We start from the raw sequence: 17,557 nt of genomic DNA on the forward strand, positions 1-17,557 counted from the left end.
TGCCAATAAGACCTCACCCTTCTTCGCCGGTGGTGCGTTTGCGGGCGCGTTCTTTGGCTGCCCGTAGGCGTTCGAGGGGGTCGTCGTCGGGTGCTTGCTTGTCAGGTACTTGATCATCGGGTGTCTGGCTGACACCCTTGATGCGTGTTCCAGCCCGTTCTTTCGCGCTTTGGAGGCGTGCCATGGTCGGGTCGGGCGGGGCCTGCTCGGCGGCGACACGCCGGGCCTCAGCCCGCTGCTGCCGTGAACGCCAGAACTGGCTGAAGGGGAGGTCGCCGGGTTGCAGCATCAACCGACGGAGGGCGATGTCAAAGGGGAGGAGCACAAGGGCGAGCAAGAGCAGACTCAGCCCAATTTCGCGGGCCTGGGTAACGCGCCCTGCGACGGGCAGAAACGCATCGGCAGGCTCACTCAGGCGCTGGCCCCCGGTCAGGGCGGCCAGTTCGTCGAGCAGGGCCAGATTTCCCTGGCCGCCACGATATTCCGATGAATAGGGGACGACGAGGCCTGCCATCTCTTGCAGAACAACGCGATCGGCGGCAGCACCACTGATCTGGACAAGATAGGTTCCTGGGTTCGGGCTTTCGACGCGGCCCTGATAGGTCAAGGCCCCAACCTGGGGTAACGGCACGGCACGCCGCGAACCGTCGGTGCCAATCAAGGTTGCCGTGACGGCCAGGTTTTCCTGGCCTGGCGCTGCATTCAGGCGAATCATCGTCTCACCGCCAGCCACGAGCAGATCAGTGCTGATCTCCTGGCCCCCACGGACAGGCAAGATATCACCGACGACCTGCCCGGCGAAACGGGGAAAACCCTCCCAGGCCATCCAATCAACGGCCCATTTCCCTTTGGTATCGCTCAACCAGGCAGCGCTGCGTCCGAGGCCATACTGCCATGTTGCGAGCAGCGGCTGAGCATCATCGGTCTCTAACAACACACGTGCGCTATTCTTGAGGGTACTGCCATTGAACCCGTAGAGCAGAGGCAAGCCGCCGAGCCCATTGAGCACGGGGCTACTGCCGATCATCACCGGGGTAAAGGGGCGTTCCACGATATAGTTGCCTACCGCGCTGATCGTCTCTTGGACAAAGATCTGGGGCACGGTGGTAATATCTTCGGCGAAATAGTAACGGCCGCCGCCAGTATTAGCGAGATTTTCGAGGAAGGTGGCCGACCCGCTGCCTGCGGCAATCGTGGTCAGGGTCATGCCCTGTTCACGCATCCGGGCGGCGATTTCTAACTGATCACCACCGGTGCCCCAGCCATCGGTGAGCAGCACGACGTGTTTAAGCCGGGCATCAACCTGTTGCAACATCGCTTCGGCCTGGATCAGCCCAGAGCGAAGATTGGTGGCCCCACGCGGCTCGACGCCGGCGAGCGCATCGAGAATCTGGTCAAGCGAGGCGCCGGTGGTTGCGGGTAGCGTATCGAAGGCCCGACTATCGAAAGTGACAATGCCGAGGGTATCTTGCGGTCCAAGCAGGGCTGCTGCCTGTGCAACGGCTTCTTTGGCAATATCAACTTTACGCACCCCGCCAAGTTGCGAAGGGTTACTGCTCATATCGGGGCTGCTGCAGTGGCAAGCATCCATTGAACCTGATTTATCAATCACAAAGACCATCGCGAGATCGGGGCGTTCTTCGCGATTGCGCACATCCATATAGACAGGCATCGCCTCTTCGATCGGTGTACGCCCGTAGCCGCCAACGCCAAAGCTATCCGCCCCACCGATCATCATCAGGCCGCGCCCAAGGTCGCGCACATACCCTGGCAAAGCGCGCAGGGCACCCACAGGCAAGGTGCGTGCAGGGGTATTGACGAGAATAACCGCATCATAGGTAATCATTCCCGCCAGATCCGAGGGCATCATTGCTGGCGAAAGCACCTCGGGGGTCATATTGGTTGCTGCGAGCGCATTGACGAGCGGTTGAGCGTCGGCCTGATCTTGAGCCACAACGAGGATCCGTGGTGGCCCCTGGACCTGAATGAGCGCAGCGGCTTCATTATTTTGGGCTCGCCCATCGCGTTCGGGCTCGATCTGCACACGGAAGCGTTGAAAGCCATTGCCGGCAATCTCGACGGCAAACGTCACCTCGGTAAGACCGGGTTGCAGGGCCAGTTGTTGTTCGCTGATCGTGCCGCCATCGCCAATCAACCGCACCGTCGCCTGTTGGGCCACATTGCTCTCGATCGTAGCCACAACCGTTGCCACTTGGCCCTCACGCACCTGAGCAGGGGCTTCGACGCTGGCAACGAGCGCCTCGGCTTCACCGATACCGATGCTTAATGCCACGACTTCAATCGGAATGCCACGACTTGCGGCGAGGCGCGCCGCATCGCCGGCGCGTCCGGCATTCTCACCCCCATCCGAGAGCAAAACGAGGCGACGTGAAGCATCGGCGGGAAAGAGCGCGAGGCCGAGTTGGATGGCCTGTTCAAGATTGGTACGGGTCGCAATGGGCACCGAACTGATGCGTCCAAGGCGTTGTTCGTCGCTGGGTGCCCGTTCGACCAGGGCATTGCCGCCAAAGACCACAATGGCGGCCCGATCGCGCTCGGGCATCGCCTGCAAGGCCTCTTGCATAAACGTCTCGGCCTGAGCTCGCGCCGATGCCGAGAGCGAGTCGCTGCCATCGAGCAAAAAGACGGTCGTTAGCCGATTGACTGGAAGCACCAGTTGAACCCCTGCGATCGCAAGCACGAGGGCAAGGGCGATGAGCGTGCGCACCGTCAGGCTTGACCAAAAACGCCATGGGGCCAGGCGGCGTGGGGTGAGCACGGCAATTGCCACCATCAACCCGATCAGGCCCAGCAACCAAAGCATCTCAGGATACACAAAGGAGAGACGAGGCATAGAATCATTCTCAACTGCGGTGGCAGCCCATAGGAGGCTGGCCGCAGAGTACAGACGTGGTTATGCTAGAGGCATTGTACCCCATCGGCTAATGAGGGACAATGCTTATCTTGGCAACAGCCCTCGGCTGTTGCCAAGTTCGCCTCCGGAGATGCGGTCTGGGGTGCAACCCCAATCAGCCCTCGGAAGGAGCCGTACTCTGGCCCAAATTCTTGCAGGATTTGGTACAATAGTACAAATCCTCCCTCATCTCAACGAGATCAATCCCTATGAGTTACAGTGACCAGGAACTCAGGCTTTTGCAGTTGCTCAGTCGTCGTTTCCCTTCGATTACGGCTGCCCATAACGAGATGATCAATCTCTACGCGATTATGGCCTTGCCGAAGGGAACGGACCACTATCTTTCGGATATTCATGGGGCCTATGATCAGTTTGACCATATGCTGCGCCATGCCTCAGGTGCGGTGCGGCGCAAGTTGGCGCAGACCTTTGAAGGTGAACTGACGAACCAGGAGCAGATCGAGTTGGCGCTGCTCGTCTATTATCCTGAGCAAAAGCTTCGTGCGACGTTGCCTACGCTTGATACGCCTGCGGACTGGATCGCCGAGACGATCGTGCGGTTGGCCCGGGTGGCCCGTACATCGGCCCAAAAATACACGCGGAGCAAAGTGCGCAAACGGCTCGATCCCCAGCGGGCCTATGTGCTTGAAGAGTTGCTGAGCGAAAGCGAAGCCGCCGAGACAGCCCAGAAGGAACAGTATTACCGTAGCATCGTGGCGACGATTGTTGAGCTAGGTGAAGGCGAGGCCTTCATTATCACGCTGGCGGATCTCATCCGTAGCCTGGTCATTGATCGTCTCTATGTCATTGGTGATATCTACGACCGTGGTCCGGCTGCCGAGAAGGTCATGGATCGCCTCATGGCTTACCACTATGTCTCGATCCAGTGGGGCAATCACGATGTTTCGTGGATGGGCGCGGCGAGCGGGTGCCCGGCTCTCGTGGCCAATGTGGTGCGAGTGGCCCTGCGTTATAGCACGCTTTCGACCCTGATTGATGGCTATGGCATCAATCTGCGCGAACTCAGCCGTTTCGCCGATACCGTGTACAGCCATGACCCGTGTCACGCCTTTCGCCCCAAAGTTGCTTCACCGATTGAAGATTATACCTCCGCAGCGCTCGCCCGGATGCACAAGGCGATTGCCGCCATTCAATTCAAACTTGAAGCCCAGATCATCCGCCGTCATCCTGAATATCAGATGGAGCATCGGTTGATTCTCGAGGGCCTGGATCTCGCCGCCGGGACAGCGATGATCGAGGGGCGTACGTATCAGTTGCTTGATGCAAACTGGCCGACGATGGGCGGGCGTGATCGTTCGGTTCTGACCCCTGGCGAGTCCGAACTCATTGCCGATCTCTGTGCTCAGTTTCAACAGAGTACACGCTTGCAACGGCATATCCGTTTTCTTTATAGCTATGGCAATATGTTTCAGGTTCACGACGGCAATCTGAAATTCCACGGTTGTTTGCCGGTGGATGAAGCAGGCAATTTTATTCACTTCCCCCTTGGTGGCGAAGAACTCGCTGGCCCCGCTCTGCTCACCCGCTATGAACAAATGGCTCGCGAAGCCTTCTTTAGCCGCGATGTGCAGGTACGCCGGGCTGGACAGGATGCCCTCTGGTATCTCTGGTGTGGTGAGCATTCACCTCTGTATGGGCGCCTGCGGATGGCGACGTTCGAGCGGTATGTCATTGCCGATCCTGTAGCGCACGAAGAACCCAAAGGCCCTTACTATGCGTTGCGTGACGATGAAGCTTTTTGTAAACGGGTGCTGGTCGCGTTCGGGGCTGATCCCGAACACGGCCATATTATTAACGGTCACACACCCGTCAAGACTAGGCGTGGTGAGCGTCCGCTGCTGGCGAAGGGCAAGCTCATCATTATTGATGGCGGCATGAGCGAGGCCTATCAGCATGAGACGGGGATCGCAGGTTATACTCTGGTGGGTAGCTCCCACGTCTTGATTCTTGCCGCCCACGAAGCCTTCACTAGCGCCGAAGCGATGATCCGTACCGGCCATGACCCGACCCCCCACACTGAGTATGTGCAGACCTTTCCCCGCCGTCTGCTGATTGGTGATACCGATACGGGTACGTTGCTCCGTGGTCAACTCGAAGATCTGCGTAAACTGGTTGCGGCTTATCGGGAAGGAGTGTTGATTGAGCAAGAGACTTTGTAGTCTTCAAAGAGGTCGTGGACCGCGGTCTGTCAGACCACACAGGGCTTTAAGCCCTGTGTGGTCTCTGGGGCCCGGCACAAAACTTCCTGGACAGACGAATGTGGAGGGTGTAAACGACATTTACCAGTGTTGTGTGCGCCCGGTTCCCTACCAGTAGAGGAGAAATGTTATGCGGCGCTTCACTACGTCTCTAGCCCTCTTTTTTGCCATCCTGCTGATGGTCGGCATGGTTTCGGTCGCAGAGAGTCGGCAGCCCGCGTCCCAGCAACCGATCTATCTCCAGGCTGGTGTCTTTGATCCACTTGTTGATCGTGAACCGCGTAGCCTGCTCTTGAGTGCGGTACACGGGGGCGAAAATCCGTACTATCTTGTCCAGTTTACCGGGCCAGTGCAGGCGTCCTGGCTGGCTCAGCTTGAACGCCTTGGGGCTCAGGTGCTCGGCTATTTGCCCGAGCATACGCATGTGGTGCGCCTTGCGCCGGAGGATGTGGCGAAGGTGCGGGCGATGTATGCGGTGCGCTGGCTTGGGGCGTATCAACCGGCCTATAAGCTTGCTCCGGCAATGACGGCGGTGATGACGGGCCCGCAACTTGCCGATGCCCGCAGCCAGGTGACGATCATTGCGCATCCCGGCGAGTCGTTGCCCGCTCTGCGCATGTTTTTGCGCGGCCAGGGTGCGGTGATCGAGGATAGTGCTGCGCTCGCGACGGGTGCCGTTGTCCGGGCGACGCTCCCCCTGGCTAGCCTCGCCGAGCTTGCCGCCCATCCCGCGATTGCCTGGATCGAACCCTATCTGGTGCCTGAACTGACCAATGCCGAGGGCCGCAGGATCATGGGCGTCGAGGCGATCTGGCAGAGCCGTGGGTTGTATGGCGCAGGCCAGATTGTCGCGATCTCTGACTCGGGGCTGAGTGTCGGCCAGGGAACCGATGTCAGTCAGTTGAGCCCGGATTTCCAGGGGAGCCTGGTGCGGGCCTTTGCGCCCAGTGAGATGCTGCCGGGGGCACCGCAGTGTGCCGCGAAAACCTCCTGGACCGACCTGAATGGTCACGGTACGCACGTCGCTGGTTCGGTGCTGGGCAATGGCTCGCAGTCGGGGGCAGTGCCGGCCAATAATCAGTATGGGACGTCGCAGGCTGGCCCGGCACCAAAGGCGCGCATGGTCTTTATGGCGATGAATACCGATGGTTCGACCGGTATTCAATGTGTGCCGGTCAATGGGAATTATATTGCCCTTGGCTATGAGAATGGTGCCCGCATCTCGACCAATAGCTGGGGTTCGAATGCGCAGGGGGCCTATACCCAGAATTCGATGGTGGTTGATGACTATATCTGGCGCAACCAGAATTATCTCGTGCTCTACTCGGCGGGTAATGCCGGGCGCAATGGGTCACAGACGATTGGTTCGCCTGGTTCCGCCAAAAATGTCTTGACGGTCGGAGCTTCGGAGAATAACCGTCCTGCGCTTGGGCCATCCTCGGATAATCCCAATCAGGTCGCCGATTTTTCGTCGCGAGGGCCGACGGCTGATGGGCGGCTGAAGCCGGATCTGGTTGCCCCTGGCACCAATATTTTGTCGGTGCTCGGTGCTCAGGCGTCTGGTCTTGAGCCAGTGGCCCCTGGGGTGCCCTATGCCTTTTCAAGTGGAACGTCGATGGCGACACCGCTGACCGCTGGAGTCGCGACGCAGGTGCGTGAGTGGGTAACGGGCGAGCGTGGGGTGGCGGATCCGAGTGCCGCGTTGCTCAAGGGGTTGCTCATTCATGGGACGGCGCGCATGCCTGGGGCTCGGGTTAACTTTGATAGTGGTTGGGGCCGGGTTGACCTCAAGAATATTCTTGAGGCTAACTATGCTGTTTTTGAGGATAATCGCAGTGGCCTGACGAACGGGCAAGAGCGCGAGTTTACGGTGCAGGTCGCTGGGAGTACACCGGCTGGTACGCTCTTTGTGCAGCAACCAGCGCTGGTGATGGGTGAGCAACTCGATACGTATCTGACGCTTCGCCGTGCTCCTGCGATCCAGGGGCGGTTGCGGTTTAACACTGATGAGGTGAGCCTCCAGACGGTGCCGGGTTACGATCAGCCGCCGGTTACCTCACCTATCCCCGACAGCACGGGTACCGATAAAACTGGCCTGCCTAGCCTGAATAGCCCGCTTGCCGTGCCAGCGATCACAGGTCAGGGTGCCTTGAACTTGCAGATCACGCCGGTGCAGGATGGTCCTACCACCAGTGCCTTTGCCTACAACGTGGTGCTTGGTGGTGATTTTGAAGATCCAGGCTGGCAGGTCTTCAGTCAACTCTGGCTGGGCCAGGGGGCCCCGTTGCGTACCAGTCGTGCGCTTGGCGAGCCAGTGATCAATGGCGATGCCTCGATCTGGCTCGGTGGCACCCCGGTCAATGATGCGATCTTCTACCCGGTCAGCTTCCCGCGCACCATTGATAGTGCCAACGCCAGTGGCGTACAGTTCCTCTTTGCGATGGCGAACTTTGATCCTGGCTTCGATCAATTCTGCTTTGCACTGCTTGATCCGTCAGGGGCTGTCATTGGTGATTTGTTTGGGTGTAGCGATGGTACCGGCCTCGATCCCTTGACGATCTATCAAGTCCAGCTCGCCTTTACTGCTGATCAGCGTGCGGTACTCGCCGGTATGTCGGGCTACCTTGCCCTCTTTACCAATGGGGATGGCGAGTTACCCCATCTGTCAGCCTTCGTTGACGATGTGCTCTTGCAGATCGACTATCCCGATATGGCGATGGAGGCAGTGCCTGCGGCGGGGCCTCCTGGCTCGACCTTTATGTTGGGGGCGATCAATGCCGTGCCCTATTTCCCGGTGCGGGTCTGCAATACGAGTTGTGCCAACCCAGAAAATGTCCTTGGTACGGTCTATGCCGATGCACGTGGTGATGTGCTGGCCTATTTGCAGACCGACGCTGGGATTGCCCCTGGGCCACGGACGGTGGTGATGAGTGATGTGGCGAGTCGAACGGCGGGTACCACGCTGACCATTGTTGGGGGTGTGACGCCCGAAGTCACGATTACGCCTTCGACCGGGCCTGCCGGTACCGAGTTTGGGCTCACTGGGGCTGGCTTTACGCCCAACGATGGCAATATCACGTTGGCCGTCAATGGCCAGAATCTCGGTACGGTGGGCAGCAATGTCAGTGGCGAGCTTGGTGTTACCCTGCGCACCGCCTCGAATACCCCGGCTGGCACCTATCAAGTCGCACTCACTGATAGCGCCGGTCGCACCGCCTCGGCGCAGTTCCAGGTGACCGCTGTCAGCGGCGATCAACCGGTGATGACCGTTGCCCCCCAGACTGGTGCGCCGGGCTCGGGGTTTGTCTTCCAGGGCCGCGGCTTTGCGCCATCCCAGGCGATCCAGTTTGATCTCGACGGCGAGGCCATTGGTGAGCTTGCGGCTGGGCCTGATGGAACCTTCGAGGTGGCTTTGACGACCAATCCCAACATTCCGCCGGGAACCTACACCTTGCGCGCCACCCAGGGCCAACGCCAGGCGAGTGCGCAGTTCCAGATCACCGGTAGCGGTGGTGGCGGTGGCGGCACCGAGCCCCCTCCGAGTGGCAATGGGCTCTATGTAACGCTGGTCTGGACTGATCCGCCTGCGCAGGCAAGCGCAGCCCGGACGCTTGTCAATAATCTCGATCTGGTGGTGATTGCCCCCGATCAAACGCAGTTCCTTGGCAACGGCCAGGCTGACCAGATCAACAATGTCGAGGGCGTGCGGATCGAGAATCCAGCTGCTGGTACCTACCGCATCATCGTACGGGCAACTGCACTCAATGCGGTCTTTGGCTCGCAACCCTTTGCCCTGATCGCCACGACCGGGCAGAGTTATAGCTCGAATACGGCTGACCGCACCCTTGGTGAACGGCCTCAATTGGATAACAAGGTCTTTGTGCCGTTGATCAAGCGCTGATCGTTCGTTCTGGTGTATGATGGTGGCATCAGTTGTCAGGTTGTCTGGCGACTGATGCCACTTCTTCGTGTGTAGGGAACCCTTCAGAATGCCGTCGCTGATTGCCGACGTGGCCCTCAAGGCGCGTCTAGGTGCTGACAAGAGCCCTGTGCTCACCTATCTGGTGCCAGTGGCGTTGCAAGCGTTGATCGCACCTGGACGCCTGGTCTGGGTGCCGTTACGTCGTCGTCGGGTGCAGGGCGTTGTCTTGCGCGTTGCCCCTGCCGGGGATGAAGCTACCGGACTGCGCGAACTGGATGCGCTGGGTGATCCCGAAGGCTTCCTGACCCCGGTGGGCCTGGAACTGGCCCAGTGGGTTGCCACGACGTATCGTGCGCCTCTCTACGACGCCTTGAGTCTCTTGTTACCGCCGGGGGTGGGCCAGGAGGCCGAGTTGACCTGGCGGGCTACGCCAGCCGGCATGCTGGTCGATCTTGGCAGTCTGCCCGAAGGCGAGCGCTCGATCCTCTACTACCTGCGCCTGCACGGCGAGCAGCGTGAACGTGATTTGCGGGCGGCCTTGCGGGGTACCGACAGCGAACTGCGCACGCTCTATCGCGCCCTTTATGAACGTGGCCTCGTTGCGTCTGGAACCGCGCAGACACCGCCGGGGGCGCGCCCCCGCACGGTACGTTTTGCTCAACTTGCCATTGCCCCAGAGCAACTCGCCTCCACGCTGGAGACCTTACGGCGTGCCCCTAGGCAGGCCGCCGTGATCGAGTGGATGGCTGATCAAGCTGTCGCCTTGCCGGTCAGCGCGATCTATGCCGCAACTGGCTCCAATGCCGCGCTCTTGCGCATGTTAGAGCAGCGTGGCCTGATTGCCCTTGAGCAGCGCGAGGTGCGGCGCGATCCGCTGGCCGGTGATCATGTGATGCCTGATCAGCCTCCGGTGTTGAGTCCGGATCAACGTACTGCGTATGACGCGATTGTCACGGCACTTGAAGCTCCGGAAGATGCAGCGGTCTTTCTGTTGCATGGCATCACTGGGAGTGGGAAAACCGAGGTTTATTTGCGCACGATTGCGCGGGCGCTGCGGCTTGGGCGTCAGGCGTTGGTGCTGGTACCTGAGATTGCCCTAACGACGCAGCTTGTACGCCGGTTTGCGGCGCGTTTCGCTGGCCAAATCGCCGTGTTGCACAGCGGTCTGAGCCTCGGTGAACGCTACGACGAGTGGCGCCGCTTGCGGCGCGGCGAAGCGCGCCTAGCGATCGGGTCGCGTTCGGCGGTCTTTGCCCCCCTGCCGGATCTGGGCCTGATTGTGATTGATGAAGAACACGAGCTCACCTATAAACACGATGCGGCCCCGCGTTACCATGCCCGTGATTGTGCGCTGCACCTTGCGACCTTGACCAAAAGCGTCGTCATTCTTGGGAGTGCAACGCCTGCGGTGGAAAGCTATCATCGGTCTACGCAAGGCACGTATCGCCTGCTCGAATTGCGTGAACGGGTCAGTGGCCTTGGCCCCAACGCGCAAGCCCGTTCAGCTCCGTTGCTATTGCCGCCGGTGCGTCTCATTGATATGCGTCACGAATTGCAACAGGGCAACCGCTCGATCTTTAGCCGGGTCTTGCAGCAGAGCCTGATCGCGACGCTTGAGCGCGGCGAACAGAGCATCCTCTTTCTCAATCGACGTGGAGCGGCCAGTTTTGTGATGTGCCGTGACTGTGGGTACGTGGTCAATTGTGGGGTGTGCAGTGGCCCGATGACGCTGCATTACGAGGAAGACCCGCAACCCTCCCCGGTCAATGAACGCCCCTCACGCGAGGCTGTGCAAGCGGGGCAACCTGCCTCGGTCTTGATCTGCCATTCGTGCGGGAGTCGCGGAGCGGTGCCGTTGGTCTGCCCCAAATGTATGAGCACACGGATTCGCCGCTTTGGCGTTGGTACCCAGCGTGTCGCCGAAGCGGTCGCCGAATTGCTGCCTGCGGCGCGTGTCCTGCGCTGGGATCGCGACACAGCCAGCGGCAAAGGTGCCCATGGGCGCATGCTAGACCTGCTCTTGCGGCGCGAGGTTGATATCCTGGTGGGCACCCAGATGATCGCCAAAGGCCTCGATCTCCCCTTTGTTGCGCTCGTCGGGGTCGTTGCCGCCGACACCGGTCTGCACTTACCCGATTTTCGCAGTGGCGAGCGGGCGTTTCAACTGTTGACCCAGGTGGCAGGCCGGGCGGGGCGCCGCACGTCTGGGGCGGAAGTGGTCATTCAGACCTACAATCCCGAGCATTACGCCTTGCTCGCCGCCCAGGAGCACGACTACCGGGCCTTTTTTCTCCAGGAGATCGCGTATCGGCGCGAAATCGGTTACCCTCCGTTTAGCCGTCTGGTGCGCTTTGTCTATGCCAGTTCGGGTGAACCGGCGGCCAGGCGCGCTGCCGAACAACTCGCCGAACGCCTGCAGAACCTCATCACCAGTCAGCGTCTGGAAAACTGGAGTCTTATTGGCCCAGCACCAGCTTTTATCCAGCAAATCCGTGGGCGTTGGCGCTGGCACCTCATTGTGCGCATTCCGCTCACCGTTGACGCAAGAGCGCTTGCCTGGCTGCTCGACACCCTTGGCCCCACGCAGGGTTGGAGCATTGATGTTGATCCGGTGCATGTGCTGTGACTCTGAAACAACGTGTTGGTACAAACGGTCAGTATTGCTGACCGTTTGTGCCAGCACCAGTGAGCGACTAGCAGGCTGCAGTCCCGTGATTTTGCATGTTATAATGTTATGCAGAAGCCCTTCATCATTTGTGAAGGTGTTGTGTGCTGGCTCGCGGCGTAGTCGCGAGCCAGCACACAACCACTAAACCTGTTAGGGTTGCTATAGCAAGCCGGAAGAAAGAAACCTATGGCACAGCGGCGCATTTTTCGCATTGATCATCCAGAAGACAAAAAAGTTCTGAAGACGAACTGTCGTCCAGTCAAGCTTCCTGATCGGACGCTCAAGCAACTCGTTGCTGATATGTTTGAGACCATGGAGGCTGCCAATGGAGTTGGCCTGGCGGCACCGCAAGTCGGCCTGCCCATTCAACTCTGCATTATCGAAATCCCACCTGAATACGAGCAGCAAGAGGATGGCACCGAAGTTGAGGTTGCCCCTTCTGAGCGTTACGTGCTTTGCAATCCCAAGATTGTCAAAACGAGTGGCGAAGAAATCATGCGCGACGAGGGTTGCCTGAGCCTGCCTGGTTGGTTTGGTCAAGTACCCCGCCAGACCTGGGTGACGGTCGAGTACCAGGAATTGAGTGGCAAAACGCGCCGCTTGCGCAAGGCTGACGGATTGCTCGGTTGGGCACTTCAGCACGAAATTGACCATCTGCAAGGCATTGTCTTTACCGAACGTATCCGCGATCTCAACACCTTGCGCGATCTCACAAACGAGCCGGAAGAGATCCCCGCCTCAGCCTAACCACACGCGTGGCAGCACAAAAGGCCAGTTTTGCTGGCCTTTTGTGCTGCCCGCAACAGATCTAAAAGCTTCCGGGAAGCTTGCGCGGTGGTGGCAGCATGCTCATCGGTGTTTCGGCACGTCGGTGCGCCATAACATCTTCGCGCAGAGCTTCCCGGAAGCTGTCTGCTGACGTGCGTGCAAGACTTTTCGTCGCACCCGAAACTGTCACGCCTCTGTCGGAATGCATCTCCCCTATGTTACAATAGTGAGCCGGGTCTGCGCACACAGGCTGCGCACGCTCACGCCCCTGGCAGGAGGTTATATGCGAACAAACATCCTTGATATTCAGAAGCTCAAAGACCGGGGTGAACGTATCCCGATGGTGACTGCCTACGATTATACTTCGGCGCAGATGGCCGATCGGGCGGGTATTCCCATGATTCTCGTGGGCGATTCGCTCGGCATGGTGGTGCTCGGCTATGACTCAACGGTGCATGTCACGCTCGATGACATGATCCATCATATCAAAGCGGTAGTGCGCGGCAGCCGTCAGGCGCTGGTGATCGGCGATCTGCCGTTTCTGACCTATACAACGGTTGACCAGGCCATACAGAGCGCCGGTCGCATCATGCAGGAGTGTGGCGCGCAGGCGGTCAAACTCGAAGGAGGCGCCGAGGTCGCCCCGATTGTGCGGCGTCTGGTGAACCTGGGCATTCCTGTGATGGGGCATATCGGCTTTACGCCGCAGTCAGTCCATCAAATTGGCACCCGTGTTCAGGGCAAAACATCTTCAGGAGCCGCGCGCTTGATTGATGATGCGCTTGCCCTTGAAGATGCAGGTGCGTTTGGGGTTGTGCTCGAACTGGTACCTGCCCCGCTGGCGCGTGAAATCACGGCGCACCTGCGCATCCCCACCATTGGTATTGGGGCCGGGGTTCATTGCTCGGGTCAGGTGCAGGTCTGGCATGATATGCTCGGTCTCTACAGCGATTTCAAGCCTCGTCACGCCAAACGGTATGCGAGTCTGGTGGAGACCGTGGAGGCTGCGTTGCAAACGTATGCGACCGAAGTCCGTGAAGGTACCTTCCCCGGGGCCGAGCATAGCGCACGGATGGACGAGGCGGAGCTGCAGGCTGCTCTGAGCCAGAGCAAAGCGGGTAAAGCGTAGCACCGTACGCCGTTGGGTGCTGTCTGCTATGGCATACCCGTTGAGGAGTAGGATCGTAATGCAACGCATGCAAGTATTGACAACAATTGACGCTGTCCGTACGGCGCGGGCCAGGTTTGACCAGATCGGCCTTGTCCCGACGATGGGCTATCTGCACGAGGGTCACCTCAGTCTTGTGCGCCGTGCGCGTGAAGAATGTGGCGCTGTGGCGGTGAGTATCTTTGTCAACCCGACGCAGTTTAGCCCGCGCGAAGATTTTTCGCGGTACCCGCGGGATCTCGAACGCGATCTGCGTCTGCTCGAAGCCGAAGGGGTTGACCTAGTCTTTACCCCTGCACCAGGCGAAATATATCCCGAAGGCTTTGGTACCTATGTCGTGTTGCCTGCCGCGGATGAAGTGCTTGAAGGCGCGGCCCGTCCGTCGCATTTTCGCGGTGTTGCCACGGTGGTGTGCAAGCTCCTCAATATTGTGCAACCGACCCGAGCCTATTTTGGCCAGAAAGATGCGCAGCAGACCGTTGTGGTTCGCCAGATGGTGCGCGACCTGAACATACCTACCACGATTGTCGTCGCTCCTACGGTTCGTGAACCCGATGGGTTAGCGATGAGCAGTCGCAATACCTACCTTACCAGCGAGCAACGAGCGGTTGCGCCCGTGATCTATCGTGCGTTGCGTGCGGCCGCGCAGTCCTATCAGGCGGGTGAACGGGATGCAACGTGCTTGCGTCAGCAGATCGCCGATCTCCTGGCAAGTGAACCACTTGTGAAACCAGAGTACATCAGTCTTGCTGATCCGATGACCTTGCTCGAACTTGACACGATCGGAGCGCGTGGGGCACTGATCTCACTTGCTGCACGCCTCGGCAGTGTGCGTTTGATTGATAATCTGCTGCTTGATTAGCGGCTTGTCAAGAAGAGCGGGTGTGGCAACCAGGGCGATTGCATCATACGAAACCGGATACAACGCGGCACCCGCAAGGGGCGCCCGTACCGGGGTGGGGCGCCCGCAAGGGGTGGGGCACCCGCAAGGGGTGGGGCACCCGTACCGGGGTGGGGCGCCCGTACCGGGGTGGGGCGCCCGTACCGGGGTGGGGCGCCCGTACCGGGGTGGGGCACCCGTACCGGGGTGGGGCACCCGTACCGGGGTGGGGCACCCGTACCGGGGTGGGGCACCCGCAAGGGGTGGGGCACCCGCAAGGGGTGCCCCTACACCGGGCCCGCCCCCCGGCCCTGTAGGGGCACCCCTTGCGGGTGCCCTTGCGGGTGCTTTTTTGTTATCGCGTTTAGCGGGAACGTGCCAATACCGAGCGAAGGCTTCGTTTTTCGGGTTCAGGTGGGGGTGGGCCAAGGACAAGCTCAAGGACCTGATCAAGATGGTTGACGAGGTGGATCGTCAGGCGTGAGCGGGTAGAGGCAGGAACTTCGACCAGATCCCGGCTATTCTTTTGTGGCAGGATGACCTCGGTAATGCCTGCCCGCAAGGCGCCGAGCAGTTTCTCTTTGACCCCGCCGATGGGCAAGACATTGCCCCGCAGCGTGATTTCGCCGGTCATGGCAAGATCATGGCGTACTGTCCGCCCGGTCAGCGCCGAGATCAGCGCAACGGCAATTGTCATTCCTGCTGAAGGTCCCTCTTTGGGGGTGGCACCTTCAGGGACGTGGATATGGATATCGAGTTTCTCGAAGCGCCGTACATCAATGCCCAGCGCTGTCGCATTGGCTCGCGTGTACGATAGGGCCGCCTGCGCTGACTCTTGCATCACCTCACCAAGTTGGCCGGTTAGCGTCAGCACCCCTTTGCCCTCCATCAATGACACTTCAACTGGCATCGTATCGCCACCAGCACCGGTGTAAACCATGCCGGTCGCCAGCCCGATCTGGGCACTGCTCTCGGCGGTATTCGTCTCGTAGCGCGGTGGCCCAAGCAACTTCTCGACCAGTTTTGGTGTGATCACGCGTGGATACGTCCGGCCTTCCGCAATGCGGCGCGCTGTCTTGCGACAGATCGATCCGATCTCGCGCTCGAGGTTCCGCACCCCTGCTTCATACGTGTAGCTACGGATAAGGGTCGTCAGGGTGGGTTGCCCAAAGCGTAGCGGGGTATCAACAAGCCCGCTTGCGGCCTGCTGGCGTGGTACGAGAAAACGGCGGGCAATCTGTAATTTCTCGTCTTCGGTATAACCAGGGAGGGTAATCACTTCCATCCGGTCGAGCAATGGCTCGGGGATGTCATCAAGATAGTTGGCTGTTGTCACAAAAAAGACCCGTGAAAGATCGAAGGGAAGATCGAGGTAATGATCGGAAAACGATGAATTTTGTTCTGGATCAAGGACTTCCAGCAGGGCATCGGCGGGATCGCCGCGGAAATCGGCCCCGAGTTTATCGACTTCATCGAGCATAAAGACGGGATTCAGCGTTCCGGCTTCTTTCATCCGTTGGAGGATACGTCCGGGCATAGCGCCGATATACGTTCGCCGATGGCCGCGAATTTCGGCCTCATCGCGTACGCCGCCGAGGCTCAAGCGCACAAATGCGCAGCCAATAGCTTCCGCAATGCTGCGCCCGAGGCTGGTTTTCCCGACGCCTGGCGGTCCTACAAGGCAGAGGATGGGGGCGCGCTGATTATGACCAGCCAACTGACGAACGGCAATAAACTCAAGAATGCGATCCTTCACCTTGGCGAGCCCATGGTGATGCTCATCAAGCACTTTGGCTGCCTTGCGCAGGTCTATCGCTTCTTCAGTAGTGATTGACCATGGCAAGTTCAGGATCCACTCAACATATGTGCGAACGACCGCATATTCAGGCGTTACCGGCGACATTGCCTCGAGGCGGCCAAGCTCCTCTTCGGCCCGTGCGCGAGCCTTGACGGGAAGATGCGTTGCCGCCATGCGTGACCGCAACGAAGCGAGTTCACGCTGGGTTGGATCTTCCTGCCCCAGTTCACGCTGGATCACCTTGAGTTGTTCACGTAGGAAGAACTCGCGCTGACTCCGGTCAACTTCTTTTTGTACCTGAGATTGAATCCGGCTCTCTAACTCAAGCAGATCAAGCTCTTGTGTGAGCAGGGTACTGATGCGATGGAGGCGTTCTTCGGGATCAACTGTTTCAAGAATCTGCTGGCGATTAGCGATGCTGATCGGCAGGGTTGACGCAATGAGATCGGCCAACCCGCCGGGGTCATCGACATTCAAGGCCATCATATAGGCATCATCGGGCAAGGTGCGCGACAGACGCACAACCTTCTCGAAGAGCGACCGCACCGCACGCATCATCGCTTCAATGGCGATTGTATGTTCACCGTGATGTTCAATGGCGACCGCACGTACGCGCAGAGCCGCGTCGTGATCGAGCGCACTTACAATGCGCATGCGCCGCCGACCTTCGAGCACGACACTGGTCGTCCCATCAGGCATTTTGCGCGAACGCTGAATGACGGCTTCCACCCCGATCGTATAGAGATCGCTGAGCCCAGTCGTTCCGAGGGTGAGCTCACGACGGGCCAGGGCCAGGACGGTACGATCCCCGTCGAGGGCCAGGTCGGTCGCCGCAAGTGCTGCATCGTCCACCAGAAAGATCGGGGCCAGCATATGTGGAAAGAGCACCGTATCAGACAGCGGCAACACGATCAGATCGCGCTCTACGGGAGAAGCATCGTACAGCGTGCTATCGGGTTTCGATGAAGGAAAATTGAAGAGAACGGGTGTCTCCTCGTGCACAGACCCTCCCTGACGCCTGATCGTGATCGTTGATCGCGGCGTATACATAGTATTTTGATTATAGCACACCAGGCCAGATGAAAATGCCTTTGATGTGACGCGAAAGCTGTGCATTCAGTTGTGTTCGTGACGTGGGTAGCTTAGGGCTACGTCAAAGTGGTAGGGACACCGATCAGGGCAAGTGCGGCCCCCACGGAAGCGGCGGTCGCGCGCACGGC

8 protein-coding genes are annotated in these 17,557 nt (G+C 59.4%); 6 read left to right on the plus strand and 2 right to left on the minus strand.

What is annotated here, in order from left to right; all coding sequences use genetic code 11:
* Nucleotides 1-13: 13 nt before the first annotated feature.
* Nucleotides 14-2,854 (minus strand): VWA domain-containing protein, encoded by a 2,841-nt coding sequence (locus tag A9Q02_RS17295; protein WP_097654333.1) that lies wholly within the window; start codon nucleotides 2,852-2,854, stop codon nucleotides 14-16.
* 269 nt (nucleotides 2,855-3,123) lie between these two features.
* Here A9Q02_RS17295 and A9Q02_RS17300 point away from each other — a divergent pair, with 269 nt between their 5' ends.
* The 6 genes from A9Q02_RS17300 to panC all read left to right on the plus strand — a co-directional run bounded on the left by A9Q02_RS17300 (nucleotide 3,124) and on the right by panC (nucleotide 14,521).
* Nucleotides 3,124-5,094 carry a fructose-1,6-bisphosphatase gene (locus A9Q02_RS17300; protein ID WP_097654334.1) on the plus strand — a complete coding sequence of 657 codons (1,971 nt, stop codon included), beginning with the start codon at nucleotides 3,124-3,126 and terminating at the stop codon, nucleotides 5,092-5,094.
* A gap of 169 nt (nucleotides 5,095-5,263) precedes the next feature.
* Nucleotides 5,264-9,034 (plus strand): S8 family serine peptidase, encoded by a 3,771-nt coding sequence (locus A9Q02_RS17305; RefSeq protein WP_097654335.1) that lies wholly within the window; start codon nucleotides 5,264-5,266, stop codon nucleotides 9,032-9,034.
* Nucleotides 9,035-9,122: 88 nt separating this feature from the next.
* Nucleotides 9,123-11,681: a replication restart helicase PriA gene (priA, locus tag A9Q02_RS17310; RefSeq protein WP_097654336.1), complete on the plus strand. Its 2,559-nt coding sequence runs from the start codon at nucleotides 9,123-9,125 to the stop codon at nucleotides 11,679-11,681.
* Between the two features lie 228 nt (nucleotides 11,682-11,909).
* On the plus strand, nucleotides 11,910-12,470 hold the full coding sequence (def, locus tag A9Q02_RS17315) for a peptide deformylase (RefSeq protein ID WP_097654337.1): 561 nt from the start codon (nucleotides 11,910-11,912) through the stop codon (nucleotides 12,468-12,470).
* A gap of 304 nt (nucleotides 12,471-12,774) precedes the next feature.
* Nucleotides 12,775-13,620: a 3-methyl-2-oxobutanoate hydroxymethyltransferase gene (gene panB, locus A9Q02_RS17320; RefSeq protein ID WP_097654338.1), complete on the plus strand. Its 846-nt coding sequence runs from the start codon at nucleotides 12,775-12,777 to the stop codon at nucleotides 13,618-13,620.
* 67 nt (nucleotides 13,621-13,687) lie between these two features.
* Nucleotides 13,688-14,521 (plus strand): pantoate--beta-alanine ligase, encoded by an 834-nt coding sequence (gene panC / locus A9Q02_RS17325; RefSeq protein ID WP_097654350.1) that lies wholly within the window; start codon nucleotides 13,688-13,690, stop codon nucleotides 14,519-14,521.
* Between the two features lie 382 nt (nucleotides 14,522-14,903).
* Here panC and lon read toward each other — a convergent pair whose 3' ends face one another.
* Nucleotides 14,904-17,339 (minus strand): endopeptidase La, encoded by a 2,436-nt coding sequence (lon, locus tag A9Q02_RS17330; RefSeq protein ID WP_245860623.1) that lies wholly within the window; start codon nucleotides 17,337-17,339, stop codon nucleotides 14,904-14,906.
* Nucleotides 17,340-17,557 lie beyond the last annotated feature (218 nt).

The organism is Candidatus Chloroploca asiatica (genome assembly GCF_002532075.1).
In the GTDB taxonomy this organism is placed as follows: Bacteria; Chloroflexota; Chloroflexia; order Chloroflexales; family Chloroflexaceae; genus Chloroploca; species Chloroploca asiatica.